The following is a 13,639-nucleotide window of genomic DNA, read 5'->3' as shown; positions in this document are numbered from 1 at the left end:
CGTGTGCAGTTTACCTTTTATTTGTTCTTCTTGTTTCTCAGGCTTCGTTCTTCCTGTTCCCAGTGTCTGAGTAACGGATAGGGATCGAAAGACCATTCATGAAGACCGCTGTCCCGGTAAATCCCGTAATGAAGATGCGGAGGAAACTTGCCTTGAGTTCCCGGCTTGCCGTAGCCAGAGCTGCCAACCCAGCCTACAACCTGACCTGGAGTGACCACATCACCGATCCGAACCCCTTTATCAAAGCCGGACAAGTGAGCGTAATAATGATAATGATTGTTCAAATCCCGGATACCAATCCGCCATCCACCGAATGGATTCCAACCTTTAATCTCCACAATGCCGTAACATGTACTGCGAACAGGCAGACCATGTGGAGCAAAAATATCAGTACCTTCATGAATACGGTATCCACCCCAGCTTCGTTTGGTTCCCCATGTGCTACGATAGGAATAATTGGTACCCAAAGGAACGGGAAAAGCATGCCTGAATAGATCCAGATTGTCAAAATGCTCATATAATTTCGCAAATTGCTGAATTCGTTGCACGGCTCTTGAATTGTGATAGTACTCCCACAGGCCTATGCCAAAGTCCTCCTGTTTGTTTCCGTATTGTTGCATGATTGACGCCATGCTGTAGAGTACATCGAGATCATTGTTCGGGTCCGCAATCCCGTCTCCTGAACCGTCTCTGCCTTTTCCGTTGAAAAAAAGAATCGATTGGGGATGCTGGTCTGTCTCATCCGGGTTCAGCCAGCCTCTCCAAGCAGGAGAGGTCAAGAAAATACCAGTCAAACGATCAGGGTGTTTGCGATCTTTGGGATGTGCTCGCGTAATCGTTCGTTCATACTGATCAATGGCGGCCAGCCTGTACCATGGAATTTGGGTCATCTGGCCAATACTTTCATACAGATGTCGACGTGCGGCAAAAATGTCGGTTGCTTTGGGCTCTGCAGCTTGGGTTTGGGTCATTGTTGTATGGACAGACTCACCGTAAACATCAGCAGGCAGGAATGGGAGAAGCATCGCGCCTGCGAGTAACGTTTTGAGGCAAAAGCTGTACGTATTTCGGAGTATCCACTGATGCTGCACAGGGAAGCAGCCCCTTTCCGTTGAGATGATGCACTTATGCCCGATAAATCAAGCTATATCTTAGCGTTCTTCAAACGTTCTGTTTTTATCCATTTCGTTGTGTAAGCACAAGATGTGACAAATGGGGGTTTTTCCAAGCCTTTCATGGTATAATATGTTCCGAGCAACAGCCTAACTTCAGTAGAAAGAAGGTTTATGCATTGGCTAAACGTGTTAAAGAACCGAAACCGGACTGGATTCGGATCAAATTGACAACCGGAGATAACTATCAGGAAATTAAAAACATGATGCGTTCCAAAACATTGCATACCGTATGTGAGGAAGCAAGGTGTCCGAATATTTATGAATGCTGGGCGAATCGAACAGCGACGTTTATGATTTTGGGCGATATTTGCACAAGAGCATGCCGATTTTGCGCGGTCAATACCGGTTTGCCTACGGAACTCGATTTACAGGAACCGGAACGTGTAGCCGAAGCAGCTGAACAAATGAATCTGCAACATTGTGTCATTACAAGTGTGGCCCGGGATGATCTGAAGGATGGGGGAGCAACCATTTTTGCCGAAACGGTAAAAGCTGTACGCAAGCGCTTGCCATTATGCAGTGTGGAAGTGCTTATTCCGGATTTTATGGGTGATCGGGAATCACTGCAGATCGTTATGGACGCCAAACCGGACATTTTGAACCATAACATCGAAACCGTTGAACGGTTGTCAGACAAGGTGCGTGCCAAAGCCAAGTATAAACGTTCACTGGAATTGCTCGCTCGTGCCAAAGAAATGCAACCTAACATTCCGACGAAATCGAGTATTATGCTCGGTGTAGGTGAAGAATATAACGAAATTTTAGCAACGATGGATGATCTTCGTGCGGTGAACTGTGACATTATGACGATTGGTCAGTATTTACAGCCATCCGAGAAACATCTGTTTGTTGAGAAGTATTATCCGCCTGAAGAATTTGCGGCATTGAAACAAGAAGGATTGAAGCGTGGATTCAGTCACGTCGAATCCGGTCCGATGGTACGCAGTTCTTATCATGCCCACGAACAGGTAAAATCAGCGAATCAGCATACGGAGCAGGCGGCAACACACGCGTGATGGAGGAATCCGGATTGGAACAGAATAAAAACACGGAAAAGCAGCTGGAGAATGAGCAACATAACGAGCAACAGTTGCAGGAAACGGAACAGGAGTCTGTACAGGAACAGGAAAAGCCTAAGGCACCCGTCATTGTGCAAGTCGGCGGCAAAAATTATGAAATTGTACAGAACCACAAGCAGGGTTGGAACCCTGAAGTGTTCCGTGACCGGTACAGCGAAGTGCTGGAGCGTTACGACTATATTATTGGTGACTGGGGTTATAGCCAGCTTAGACTCAAAGGCTTTTATCGAGACAATCACCCCAAAGCAACGAAGGATTCAACCATCTCTTATCTTGTGGATTATATTAACGAGTACTGTAACTTTGGTTGTGCATACTTCGTACTTCAGAAGTGCAAAGAGCAACCACAAGCCAAAGCAAAAAGCGGTTCCTGAGAAGGACCGCTTTTTTGGTGCGTGTACATAAGGTTTTTCTAGTCAGACATGTTGGTTGCCTAATCAAGAAAGGCAGTGCGAACCCGGTTCCAGAACGGATATGGGCGAAAACGCGCAAAACTGACCTTTTGCTCCGAGACCTGGCAACGAACGGAGATCAAATCCTCCACCATTACATTGACATGATCAATGGTTAGCAACAGACGCTGATCTTTGCGTGAGAAAATGTCACAATGGTGATGCTTGGGCAAAATGACAGGTGAACCGAGCGTCCGGTAGACACGGTTGTTAATGGAAGCAATTTCGGCAATTTGAATTGCATCAATGGTTGGATGCACCATGGCTCCGCCGAGTGCTTTGTTATACGCCGTACTGCCTGAAGGAGTGGATACGCAGATCCCGTCCCCCCGGAACATCTCAAATGTAACGTCATTGATGTCCACTTGCGCGACAACGGTACCATCTACCCCTTTTAACGTGAATTCATTCAGGGCGATGTACGAGGCATTGCCGGACTTTTTACGAATTTCCAGTTCGAGCAGTGGATATTTCACAATACGAGGTTTCAGGAGATCAGAATCACCCTTACCGCTCATAAGCCGAACCAATTCCCTTAATTCTTCCTTCTTCCAATCGGCATAGAAGCCGAGATGGCCCGTATGAACCCCAACAAAAGCGATATCCGGAATGCGGTCGATGAAATTGTGAAAAGCTTGAAGCATCGTTCCATCGCCTCCGATGGAGATGACTATCTCCGGCGATTCTGCATCGAGCTTGAATCCTTCTTCCTTCGCCAGCGCATGAAACTGCTGACTGAGATCAATCGATAACTGGTCTCCGCGGTCTTGAACATAGTATCTCAAGATGAAAGCTCCTTTGTGGTCATTATAATACCGATGATAATCAATTCCGCGCCAGAACACAACGTCCGATTCAACTTCTGGGCAAACTATTTGGACAAAGCATTATTTTCCGCTATGTTTGGGCAACAGGAACGAACGAATCCAGGCAAGACATAAAAGGAGAGCCAGCATACCGACGAACATCTTTATTCCGGTTATTCCAATGACATTCCATCCGGTCGTGTATTCGAGGGCAGAAGGGTTCAGCGTGTTCTCCAAAAATGCAGGTGAGGCCGATGTGTTCATGAATAGCGGCCATAACAAAATGACGAGTAGAGGGGCAATTGCCGCATGAATTGCTCGAGCCAGTAAAAAAGGCCCGTATCGCATTGGCGTATTGCTTAACACGCTCATAATTTGCGCATGCACGGATAATCCGCCCCAGGACAGTACAAATGCAGCGGCGGCAACTTTAAAGACAAGAGGAATGGAGGTGGATGCAGTTCCAGCTTCTTTGGCTCCAAGGGTCACCTCAAATAATCCGCCGACTAGGCTGTGGGACAGGGATGGTGGTAAACCGACAAGTTGAAGTCCTTGTTCCGTTAGAGCATATAGTATGCCTAGCCAGCCGGTCTGAACCAATAATTCCATAATGACGGAGAAGAATACAACGAGCCCGCCTACGATAATAATAAGCCGGAGGGAAGAGGAAATAGCATGCCGAAGCAATTCCCCGAAGGTCCGCCCATCGGCTTGTCTCGCTTCGTGCATCGCATAGATCGCACTCAGGAAACGGTTGCGATGCTCTTCGTGAGCGGAAGGAGATTCGGACGGTAGAATTGCATTGGGACGACCATGAAAACGCATGAGCATGCCTACAAGAATAGCCGCAGAGTAATGGGAGGCTACAAGAATTGGAGCGATGGACGTATTGTGGAAAAAACCGACAGACACAGCCCCAATCATAAAGATTGGATCAGATGAGGTGGTGAAAGCAACCAGACGCTCACCTTCCTCTCTTGTAACCAGTTTCTGTTCCCATAATTGTGCGGTCAGTTTAGCTCCTGTAGGGTAACCGGAAGCACAGCTTACAGCAAAGACAAACCCGCCGCTTCCAGGAACGCGGAATATCGGCCGCATAAGTGGATTAAGCAATGTGCCCAGGAAATGCACAATACCAAAACCGAGTAGCAACTCGGATAATACCAGAAATGGAAACAGGGAAGGAAATAGAACATCCCACCAGATCGATAGTCCCCTCACACCGGCATGCCAGGTTTCGGATGGATACAAAGCCATCAGAACACAAAAGAAAAGGAGAGCAAGGATAATCAGGATTTGCATGATGCGCTTTGGAACGTTCATGAAATTCTCTCCTTTTAGGGTTAAGATGCAGGAATCGCAGTCCATGACGGAGCTTTTGCCATAAATATATGAAAAAGATCGGACAAACAGTACAAAATAATAATGAGAAAGCGCTTGCATAAGTGGCTGTGTTTTTGAAAAATGTATGCTAAAATGGTAAAAACGCCTGAACGTCACCTAATTGTCATAAAGGTGGAATCAATAAGGATGGAGTGATGATCATGAGTCTTGTCGCCGGAGTCCTGGTCTGTGCATTTGTGTATGTGATACGTGCCTCGCTGGTTCGTACTGAAGAGGAAGATTGGCGAAGTTATTAATGGAATATGTGATGCGCCAGCCTTGAAGGTTGGCGCTTTTTTTGTCATTTTGGCCCGGAACTCCTTGGTACGTAAGGCTCTGGTCAAATCTGATCTTTCATGTGATATAGGACTTTTTGGTTTTTTTTGATAGAATAAAGATGTTGGCCTTTAGGGCCAGCTTGTTGATCTGTTGTTTATCATGTTCATGTAGCATGTGTTATATTACAAAATTCGACATATCGAAGGGGGGCAGAAGTATGAATTCCAGTTTAAGTATTTATGACAATCTTGGCGGTGAACAAGGTGTTCGGGCGCTGGTGGAGGCTTTTTATCCAATCGTATTGCAGAATGAACAACTAGCACCGCTCTTCCCGGAAGATATTACTCCGGTAATGGACAAGCAATACATGTTCCTGTCTCAATTTTTTGGTGGTCCTGCATTGTTCTCTGAGGCTTACGGGCATCCGATGATGCGTGCTCGTCATATGCACTTTGAGGTGACCGTAGAGCGAGCAGAGGCATGGCTTGCATGTATGAATCAAGCGTTAACACAAATTGGCGTGGAAGAACCCTTGCATTCGTTTATTTTGCAACGTTTATCCGGGCCAGCCCACCATTTTGTGAATACGCCGTAATTCCGGATTTACGACAAGCCTTACGGGAGAGGGATGGAACAAGTGGAATTAGAGCCGCTGTATAAGGTGAAGGTGACATGTCATTATTGCGAGAATGAATTTGAAACGTCACGAGTTAGACCTAGCTTGAAACGGCCTTACCGGACAGATTCTGATTTTTGTGCTTATTACAAGCAGGAAAATCCAGATTTTTATGTTGTCCGAATCTGTCCTTCGTGTGGATTCGCCTCTACCGAAAATTCTTCAGGTAATCTGAACGAGATGCAGCGCAAGGCGTTCATTGAGCAGATCGGAAACCGCTGGGTTAAGCGAGATTATAGTGGAGCAAGAAATCTGGAGCAGGCACTTGCTACGTACAAATTGGGTCTGCTATGTGCTCAGGTTATTCAGGAAAAGGATCGTGTCGTTGCTGGCCTGCTACATCATATTGCCTGGTTATATCGGTATATGGAAGATCATGCACAGGAGCATCGTTTTCTCGAATTCAGCCTGGAAGCTTATATCAAGGTGTTTGAACGGGAAGGAACAGGCGGTAATGAGGCCAAGTTGCTGTATCTGCTTGGGGAACTGAATCGCAGAGTAGGAAGGTTCCATGAAGCGGTTCAATGGTTCGGCAGAGTCATTCATGACAAGCGCATTACGGATGCAGCGATGATTCGTGCGTCCAGAGAACAATGGGCGTTGTTGCGTGAACAGATGATATCAGGAAAAATGGAGCTGCCCCAAGAGATGCTGGAAGCAGACAAAGAGGCCGCGAAGCGCAGCCCCCTCTAAGTTGATTGCAGGCGTATTTACCGAACAGGACGACTGGACAACAGGTAATCGTTATCGGTATCAATGACGGTCATGCTGCTATTGCAGCATGGAAAGACAAGCAATTTCTTTTTTCCTTCACGGATACGGATGAGTTCCTTGGGTTTGAGGGGAAGTAACACATTGTTTGCACCGCAAAAAGGGCATTGCTGTACATAGATATCCCCCATAATGACATCGTAGGGCCAACTGTTCTCAAAAGGAATCATTCGGATTTATTTTCCTGATCTGAAGGTTTAGCGGCCTCTTCCTTGGCCAGTTCTGCAATCTTCTGCATGAGAATATGTTGAGGCATATGCATTAAATGTTCCAGAGGCACGCCCAGAGATGCTGCTAATTTGACGGCTGTTTCAGCCGATACTTGTAAAGGTTTCATACACTTACCTCCTGAAAAAGTTGCTCATTATTTCTCTAGTATAGAGATACGTTGCGTATAAAACCAGTTTTTAATTCAATTCTATTCACCCGAATCTATAGAAAGAGGTGCCTTATTAGATGAAAATGCCATTACATCCTGTATGGGATCTGGAGTCCATCTTTAGTGGAGGTTCTTCTTCCGAAGCATTCGCCGCATATCTGAATGAACTGGAAGCGGATGTGCGAAAGTTGCAAGAAACATTGAATCAAACGGCGGCTCCAGCAACATTGAAAAACACAGAGGTTCTTAACCCTATTCTTGAACTGTTGCAAAGTTGTTATGTTCGAATCTCTGAAGGATCTGCCTTTGTATCCTGTCTGTCTGCTCAAAATCAGCAAGATAAAAAAGCGGCTCAGCTTCAAGGGACCGTCAGTTCCATTGCAGCGATGCTGAACAGCAGTAAATCCAAATTCGACAATACGCTTAGCCAGATGCCAGAAGATGTATGGGCGGAATGGCTTGAACGTCCTGAAATTCAACCATTGTCCTTTGTGTTAAACGAGAGTCGTACACAAGCGAAAGAAAAATTGTCACCGGAGCTGGAGGGGCTTGCTCTGGATCTGGCTGTGGATGGTTATCATGGTTGGGGCAAATTCTACAATACAATTGTAAGTAAAGTGAATATCCCGTTTGAACAGGATGGGGAGACAGTTATGCTGTCCGCTGGACAGGCCGCTAACAAGCTCAGTGACAGTGATCGTGCAGTGCGTGAGCAGGTACATGCATCATGGGAGCAGGCCTGGACAGATGTGGAGGATTTCTGCGCAGACACGTTGAATCATCTCGCGGGTTTCCGTCTGAAATTGTACGAGAAGCGTGGCTGGCATGATATCTTGAAAGAACCTCTCTCCATCAACCGGATGTCACGCCAAACGCTGGATACGATGTGGGAAGTCATCAACGGAGCCAAACCGGTACTTGTACAGTATCTGGAGCGAAAAGCCCAATTGCTGGGTGTCGATAAGCTGAGCTGGAGCGATGTAGAAGCACCGGTAGGCAAGTCTGTTGGTAAAGTGACGTATGACGGGGCAGCTCAGACAATCGTGGAGCAATTTGCCAAGTTCAGTCCCAAACTGTCGAGCTTTGCAGAGATGGCTTTTGAGAAACGATGGATTGAAGCCGAAGATCGTCCAGGTAAACGTCCAGGGGGATTCTGCACCTCATTGCCGCTGAGTAAAGCAACCCGGATATTTATGACCTTCTCTGGAACGGCGTCGAATGTATCCACACTCGCGCATGAACTTGGTCATGGATACCACCAGCATATCATGGAAGAGCTGCCGGCATTGAATCAGCGTTACGCGATGAACGTAGCTGAGACGGCTTCTACATTCGCAGAGATGATCGTTGCCGATGCATTGGTGCAAACTGCAAGTGATGAACAGGAGAAGCTGGCGTTGCTTGAAGATAAAATTCAGCGTAGTGTTGCGTTCTTTATGAACATTCATGCCCGTTTCCTGTTTGAGAATCGTTTTTATGAGCAACGTAAGAAGGGCCTGGTAAGTGCCGACGAGTTGAGCAGATTAATGGTAGAGGCTCAAGAAGAGGCTTACTGCGGCGTTCTTGCATCAAATCATCCTCATTTCTGGGCTTCGAAGCTACATTTCTATCTGACAGGCGTACCTTTCTATAATTTCCCATATACCTTCGGGTATATGTTCAGTGCGGGAATCTATGCTAGGGCACAACAGGAAGGTACGGCTTTTGCGGGGAAATATGATGATTTGCTGCGTGATACCGGACGAATGACTGTGGAGGAACTGGCTCTGAAACATCTGGGTACAGATCTGACACAACCGGACTTCTGGCAAAATGCTGCGAATTTAGTTATTGCCGATATTGAGCAATTTTTAGAGATGACGTCAAATATAAAATAATAGAGAAGCAAACTCATTTCAATAAAAAGAGAGCCATAATGGATTGTCTGACAGACATCTATCATGGCTTCTTTTATTTGTAATTTCTTTTTTGAGTTGAATGTATTTTTTGTCGTAAATAAATGAAAAAACTCGTTTTAAGGAGTGGGAATGGCAATTAATTGCGCAAATTATAGGGATAATTACCCAAATTTGTTTATATTTGTTGAGGAAGCGTATATGATGTCATATAATGAGTCGTAAGTCCTTGTAATATAGGACTAAAAGCACAATAGGAGGAGTGTTAACGTGAAAATGGAGCAACTTTCATTAGCAAGACAGTTAGATCTGGTGTTTAAAGAGCTTGATCAGGAGCTGTCAGGATTAGATTCAGGGGTGGTTTTTGTGCAAATACGAAATAACGTTATTGGGAAATTTGGAATTCGACATAATCCGATAACGGGTAAAGATGGACGGATGGAGATGGAGGGTGAGGGACTTAATCAAGGGCAACGTACTGCCTTTCGCGCTATGGCATTGGAGACACTGAAATTCAAGCGGAATTGGACACATGGTGAAATTAGCTATGATTTTACCGTCAGACAAGGCATGATTATGATCGATGCGACGATGGAATCCAATTACAACATGGCGAACTTGATGATTCGCTACCCTAGAACGAATACATATCTGGATTCGGGTACGGGATCTGGCTCATAATGTTGCAAACCGAGAGAATGATATCGTTAAGTTTGTTACACATGTTTAGTACAAATAGAAATAAAGCGGCACTTCCGAAGAAGGCCGCCATTCATTTTCAGCAACACTCAAGCAATAATTACGAGCTTACGAACGACCCGATAATTGCTGCTCAGCGATTTGTACCAGACGTTTTGTGATATATCCTCCCAGAGATCCAGTCTCACGGGAAGTATAGTTACCGTAGTAACCATCTTGAGGAATTGTTACACCCAGCTCTTGCGCAGCTTCGATTTTCAATTGTTGCAATGCTGCGTTCGCTTGAGGCACAACCAGATTGTTAGAGCGGCTTCCGCCACCTTGGTTTTGACTTCCGTACATATGTCTCACCTCCTTGTGGGTTAGTGATGTTAGTATGGATCAAGAATGAGGAAATATACATGATATGGCGTAAGGGAATATATGGATAATCAAACGAAGGCATGTTAACTCAAAAAGCCGATCCAGTGCGGATCGGCTTGTTTTGAATCATTGCGAGAATAGCAAAAGTCGAGGTAGTTCATCTATTGTAAAAAGAAGTATTGCTTAGTCAATCGGTGAAACAACCTCAATATGGCTAAGCAACTCCACAGGTTGCTCTGGTTCGAGCCGAATCAGTCCGGTTACATCCTCAGTCAGTGGCAGATTCGGCGCATCCGGCAACCAGGTGTAAGGTTCAATACACAAGAATTGATCGGATTCCCCTTTGGTATACAAAACCCAGTGTTTAAAATAAGCTTCATCCACTGAATATTTCAGTGTATATCCATCTTTTCTCCGCAAATGAGCCACCGCAGGTTGACCTTCCGCCGCACGCAGCAACGTATCCCAGTCTCGTCCCTGCATGCTGATTCCTTCCCCGATAGAGGACCATTCTTCTTGCAACGTTTCTATTTCGCCTGTAGGCAGCTGTTCTTCATTTTGAGCATACAATCCGGAAACAGGTAGCTGCAATGTCCAGTCAGCAGGCTTACCGTCTAACAAAAACCATGTATGATATCCCATCCCAAAGGGAGCAGGCGTTGAACTCAAATTGGTGACACGCAGTCTCTGGGTCAGTACGGCATTTTTCAAGCTGAATGTCATTTCAAGTTTCAGTGGAATGGGGAACTGTTCCATCCAATGCTTTTCGTTTTCGGTTAATAATTCGGTTGTGATTGCACAGCCGTCTTCATCTTCTTCAATATCACTGACACACCAGGACTGGCTACGATGGAGACCGTGAATATGGTTGCCATTTGCCGTATTCTGATCGAACTGATAACGTACACCTTCATACTCGAATTGTCCCTGGTGAATACGTCCTGGTGGTATGAGCAACGGGACTCCAAAATGATAGGGCTTCTGTAAATAGAAAGCCAGATCGTTTTCGTCCGGGCGACGAACGATATCCCGATTCTGCACCAAATCGCGAATCGAGATGATGTTATTTCCCAGACGAGGCAGCAGGGTGATTTCCAATTCACGGCTATGTAGGATATACGTGTCGTAACCATTCCATTGACCTTTGGTCACTTGTTTCATATCGATGCTCCTTTTCCCACTTAAAATCTGTCTGCGTGCAGTCGTGCTTGCTGAACTGCTGCAGGCGTGTCATTGTGATCATTCCAACTTTTGAGACATCCTGCAATCAGCTTCATAGCCTTCACAGGATAAGCAATACCATCATAACAGATTTTTAAGCTTCGCGAAAAAAAACTCATTTCATTTTGACATTCAGGCTTATGCGCATTAAGATGGAGTTCTAACAGGTTTTTATGAACTGAATGATATCAAAGCGATGACGGGGACAAGTAGGCAAGGAGTATTCTCTTCAGAAAGCCAGTGGTTGATGTGAACTGGTGTGAACTCTTTTTTGAATGGACCCTTGAGTGTATGGCTGAACAGATCGAGCTCATGCAGAGAGATCTCAGTAGGTTATGCCGGTTATTCCACGTTACGGAACAATGAAGGCTTTTTCTTCCTGCTATATCCTTGCATATTGAGGGGTACAGGAGTAGAGAGCGAATAAGGGTGGCACCACGGTCTCACGTCCCTTGCGGATGTGGGGCTTTTTTGCGTTCGCAGCGAGCGAACATGCTCGTGTCCAAGCGTTGAAAGTCAAGAAGTTCAAAGTTTTGAATTCTAATTTCTAGTTAAGTTGGACGATTCATTTACACGATAACGGAGAGGATAGAAAAAACCTGAAAAAGCGAAGCGTTCGCCTTTATCACCGGATTTTTCATTTTGGAATAAGGAATCAAAAAAATCTGGGGATAACAGCGATTGGAAGGTTATTCTGTCATCGAAGTGGGTTGTGTAAAATCTTTAGTTCAACTTATTTAGAATCTACGTGAATCAGGGAGGCGTATTGGGATATGAAAACCGTATTATCAGGCATTCAGCCGAGCGGTAAGCTTACACTGGGTAATTACATTGGCGCGATTAAAAATTTTGTGAAATTACAACATGACTACAAATGTAATTTTATGGTTGTAGATCTGCATGCTATTACAGTGGCACAGGAGCCAGCGGCACTGCGTGAACAGTCCGAGGCTGTGGCCGCATTGTTCATCGCGGCAGGAATTGATCCGAGTAAATCAAACGTATTCCTGCAATCTCACGTACCACAGCACGCAGAGCTCGGATGGTTGATGACAACGCTCACCTCAATGGGTGAGCTGGAGCGTATGACCCAGTTTAAAGACAAATCTTCCGGCAAAGATTCTGTCGGCGCAGGACTGTTCGTTTATCCATCCCTGATGGCTGCAGATATTTTGCTATATAACGCAGATCTCGTGCCTGTTGGAGAAGATCAGAAGCAGCATCTGGAGCTGACTCGTGATCTGGCAGGGCGCTTTAACCATCGTTACGGAGAATATTTCACCATTCCTGAACCTTATATTCCACAGGTCGGTGCGCGTGTCATGTCACTGGATGATGCTTCCTCAAAAATGAGCAAAAGTAATCCCAATGCAGGAAGTTATATCGCCCTGTTAGATCCCCCGGACGTCATTCGCAAAAAAATTAGCCGTGCTACGACGGATTCCGGTCGTGAAGTTGTCTATGATCCGGCGAATAAGCCAGAGGTGAGCAATTTGATGAGCATCTATGCGGAATGTGCGGGTATGACACTGAATGAGGTGGCGGAGCGCTACGAAGGCAAAATGTACGGCCCATTCAAAAAGGAACTCGCCGAAGTCGTTGTGTCTGTTATCGAACCGTTACAAGCAAGATACAACGAAATTCGTGAGTCTGGTGAGCTTGCAGATGTATTAGAGACTTCGGCACGTCGTGCTGAAGAAGATGCTGCGAAGACGCTGGATGCGGTGAAAGAGCGGATGGGTTTCGTTCCTAGACGTAAGCTGTAATTGGGAATACAGGTTCAGCAAAGTCAATTTAGCATAAAGACATGAACGGTTAATCATGTGAACATAGAAGAGGAGACGGATGAATCCATCCGCCTCCTTTTTTTTGACTTATTAACTTCATATGATAGCGATAGCTTATGAAGCTGATTCGGAAGCCGAGCGGGCTTCCTGACGTTCTTTTTTCGCCCGGATGATAAATCCCCAAACGATATTAGCCATGGATAGAACAAACAGCAGGGCTGCAAGCCAGCCGTTGTAAGAAATCGTGATTGCTGTAACCGTTAACAAAACTATCGAAGAAAATGCAAACCATAAGGATAAGCCTTTGCTCATTGGGAAAAACCTCCATGTACAAATTTATTGAATTTTCGTATAACCTGAAGCGTGCGAGCCATAATAATCTTGCAAGCTTGCAATACATTACAGACACAGATTGAAAGGAGATTTTAAATATGGCTCAAGGATCTCGCTCTTCTAACAACTTGGTGGTGCCTCAAGCGACAGCAGCTCTGCAACAATTGAAAATGGAGGCTGCGCAAGAACTGGGTGTAACTATCCCGCAAGACGGATACTATGGTAACTACACTTCCCGTGAGACTGGATCTTTGGGTGGATATATCACCAAACGTCTGGTACAAATCGCTGAGCAGTCTCTGTCTGGCAAATAATTTATATACCAAAGCAGTAAAAGCCCG

At 45.5% G+C, this 13,639-nt stretch carries 16 protein-coding genes and 1 other annotated feature; of the genes, 8 read left to right on the top strand and 8 right to left on the bottom strand.

All coding sequences use genetic code 11. The features are described from left to right. Positions 1-17: 17 nt before the first annotated feature. Positions 18-1,025: a M23 family metallopeptidase gene (locus Q9R46_RS24665; protein WP_397386418.1), complete on the bottom strand. Its 1,008-nt coding sequence runs from the start codon at positions 1,023-1,025 to the stop codon at positions 18-20. A 266-nt stretch (positions 1,026-1,291) separates the two neighbouring features. On the opposite strand from Q9R46_RS24665, the gene lipA reads away from it, so the two are divergent. Both lipA and Q9R46_RS24655 read left to right on the top strand, forming a co-directional pair. Beyond that, entirely contained in the window at positions 1,292-2,191 is a 900-nt protein-coding gene (gene lipA / locus Q9R46_RS24660) for a lipoyl synthase (protein WP_311282143.1), read from the top strand. Between the two features lie 14 nt (positions 2,192-2,205). After that, a complete protein-coding gene (locus Q9R46_RS24655) occupies positions 2,206-2,628 on the top strand; it encodes a YutD family protein (RefSeq protein ID WP_311282142.1) in 423 nt (140 codons plus the stop codon). A 59-nt stretch (positions 2,629-2,687) separates the two neighbouring features. Here the strand turns inward: Q9R46_RS24655 and Q9R46_RS24650 are convergent, their stop codons facing one another. Continuing rightward, complete coding sequence (locus Q9R46_RS24650) at positions 2,688-3,491, bottom strand: NAD kinase (protein ID WP_145336276.1); 804 nt, start codon at positions 3,489-3,491, stop codon at positions 2,688-2,690. Positions 3,492-3,593: 102 nt separating this feature from the next. Continuing rightward, positions 3,594-4,835, bottom strand: a complete 1,242-nt coding sequence (gene ylbJ / locus Q9R46_RS24645; protein ID WP_311282141.1) for a sporulation integral membrane protein YlbJ — start codon at positions 4,833-4,835, stop codon at positions 3,594-3,596. A gap of 556 nt (positions 4,836-5,391) precedes the next feature. Here ylbJ and Q9R46_RS24640 point away from each other — a divergent pair. Together Q9R46_RS24640 and Q9R46_RS24635 are read left to right on the top strand one after the other, a co-directional pair. Beyond that, the gene (locus Q9R46_RS24640) at positions 5,392-5,769 is read left to right on the top strand and encodes a globin domain-containing protein (RefSeq protein WP_090919642.1); all 378 of its coding nucleotides are present in this window, start codon (positions 5,392-5,394) and stop codon (positions 5,767-5,769) included. 42 nt (positions 5,770-5,811) lie between these two features. Beyond that, entirely contained in the window at positions 5,812-6,543 is a 732-nt protein-coding gene (locus Q9R46_RS24635; protein WP_145336350.1) for a DUF2225 domain-containing protein, read from the top strand. Positions 6,544-6,560: 17 nt separating this feature from the next. Here the strand turns inward: Q9R46_RS24635 and Q9R46_RS24630 are convergent, their stop codons facing one another. After that, positions 6,561-6,791 (bottom strand): hypothetical protein, encoded by a 231-nt coding sequence (locus Q9R46_RS24630; RefSeq protein ID WP_090919639.1) that lies wholly within the window; start codon positions 6,789-6,791, stop codon positions 6,561-6,563. Further along, a complete protein-coding gene (locus Q9R46_RS24625; RefSeq protein WP_311282140.1) occupies positions 6,788-6,958 on the bottom strand; it encodes a YycC family protein in 171 nt (56 codons plus the stop codon). The genes Q9R46_RS24630 and Q9R46_RS24625 overlap by 4 nt, the downstream gene beginning before the upstream one ends. Positions 6,959-7,077: 119 nt before the next feature. On the opposite strand from Q9R46_RS24625, the gene Q9R46_RS24620 reads away from it, so the two are divergent. Together Q9R46_RS24620 and Q9R46_RS24615 are read left to right on the top strand one after the other, a co-directional pair. Then, entirely contained in the window at positions 7,078-8,877 is a 1,800-nt protein-coding gene (locus Q9R46_RS24620) for a M3 family oligoendopeptidase (RefSeq protein ID WP_311282139.1), read from the top strand. Between the two features lie 294 nt (positions 8,878-9,171). After that, the gene (locus Q9R46_RS24615; RefSeq protein WP_311282173.1) at positions 9,172-9,576 is read left to right on the top strand and encodes an O-methyltransferase; all 405 of its coding nucleotides are present in this window, start codon (positions 9,172-9,174) and stop codon (positions 9,574-9,576) included. Positions 9,577-9,702: 126 nt separating this feature from the next. Here Q9R46_RS24615 and Q9R46_RS24610 read toward each other — a convergent pair whose 3' ends face one another. Continuing rightward, on the bottom strand, positions 9,703-9,936 hold the full coding sequence (locus Q9R46_RS24610; protein ID WP_145336288.1) for an alpha/beta-type small acid-soluble spore protein: 234 nt from the start codon (positions 9,934-9,936) through the stop codon (positions 9,703-9,705). 204 nt (positions 9,937-10,140) lie between these two features. Then, positions 10,141-11,118: an aldose 1-epimerase gene (locus tag Q9R46_RS24605; protein ID WP_311282138.1), complete on the bottom strand. Its 978-nt coding sequence runs from the start codon at positions 11,116-11,118 to the stop codon at positions 10,141-10,143. 247 nt (positions 11,119-11,365) lie between these two features. Further along, positions 11,366-11,634 (top strand) — a binding site (T-box leader). Between the two features lie 317 nt (positions 11,635-11,951). Here Q9R46_RS24605 and trpS point away from each other — a divergent pair. Further along, positions 11,952-12,944, top strand: coding sequence for a tryptophan--tRNA ligase (gene trpS, locus Q9R46_RS24600; protein ID WP_311282137.1), 993 nt, complete (start codon positions 11,952-11,954; stop codon positions 12,942-12,944). Between the two features lie 135 nt (positions 12,945-13,079). Here trpS and Q9R46_RS24595 read toward each other — a convergent pair whose 3' ends face one another. Further along, positions 13,080-13,277 carry a hypothetical protein gene (locus Q9R46_RS24595; RefSeq protein ID WP_090919617.1) on the bottom strand — a complete coding sequence of 66 codons (198 nt, stop codon included), beginning with the start codon at positions 13,275-13,277 and terminating at the stop codon, positions 13,080-13,082. A gap of 119 nt (positions 13,278-13,396) precedes the next feature. Between Q9R46_RS24595 and Q9R46_RS24590 the strand changes: the two genes are divergently transcribed. Further along, complete coding sequence (locus Q9R46_RS24590; RefSeq protein ID WP_090919614.1) at positions 13,397-13,612, top strand: alpha/beta-type small acid-soluble spore protein; 216 nt, start codon at positions 13,397-13,399, stop codon at positions 13,610-13,612. Positions 13,613-13,639 lie beyond the last annotated feature (27 nt).

It is taken from the genome of Paenibacillus sp. RRE4, from assembly GCF_031844205.1.
Lineage (GTDB): Bacteria > Bacillota > Bacilli > Paenibacillales > Paenibacillaceae > Paenibacillus > Paenibacillus xylanexedens_B.
The sequence above is the reverse complement of the archived record's forward strand: the minus strand, read 5'-3'. Positions and strand labels throughout refer to the sequence as shown.

Coding starts and splice junctions, on each gene's coding strand:
- Q9R46_RS24665 (WP_397386418.1), bottom strand. CDS start 1,025: ATGCTTCTCCCATTCCTGCCTGCTGATGTTTACGGTGAGTCTGTCCAT.
- ylbJ (WP_311282141.1), bottom strand. CDS start 4,835: ATGAACGTTCCAAAGCGCATCATGCAAATCCTGATTATCCTTGCTCTC.
- Q9R46_RS24640 (WP_090919642.1), top strand. CDS start 5,392: ATGAATTCCAGTTTAAGTATTTATGACAATCTTGGCGGTGAACAAGGT.
- Q9R46_RS24630 (WP_090919639.1), bottom strand. CDS start 6,791: ATGATTCCTTTTGAGAACAGTTGGCCCTACGATGTCATTATGGGGGAT.
- Q9R46_RS24625 (WP_311282140.1), bottom strand. CDS start 6,958: ATGAAACCTTTACAAGTATCGGCTGAAACAGCCGTCAAATTAGCAGCA.
- Q9R46_RS24620 (WP_311282139.1), top strand. CDS start 7,078: ATGAAAATGCCATTACATCCTGTATGGGATCTGGAGTCCATCTTTAGT.
- Q9R46_RS24615 (WP_311282173.1), top strand. CDS start 9,172: ATGGAGCAACTTTCATTAGCAAGACAGTTAGATCTGGTGTTTAAAGAG.
- Q9R46_RS24610 (WP_145336288.1), bottom strand. CDS start 9,936: ATGTACGGAAGTCAAAACCAAGGTGGCGGAAGCCGCTCTAACAATCTG.
- Q9R46_RS24605 (WP_311282138.1), bottom strand. CDS start 11,118: ATGAAACAAGTGACCAAAGGTCAATGGAATGGTTACGACACGTATATC.
- trpS (WP_311282137.1), top strand. CDS start 11,952: ATGAAAACCGTATTATCAGGCATTCAGCCGAGCGGTAAGCTTACACTG.
- Q9R46_RS24595 (WP_090919617.1), bottom strand. CDS start 13,277: ATGAGCAAAGGCTTATCCTTATGGTTTGCATTTTCTTCGATAGTTTTG.
- Q9R46_RS24590 (WP_090919614.1), top strand. CDS start 13,397: ATGGCTCAAGGATCTCGCTCTTCTAACAACTTGGTGGTGCCTCAAGCG.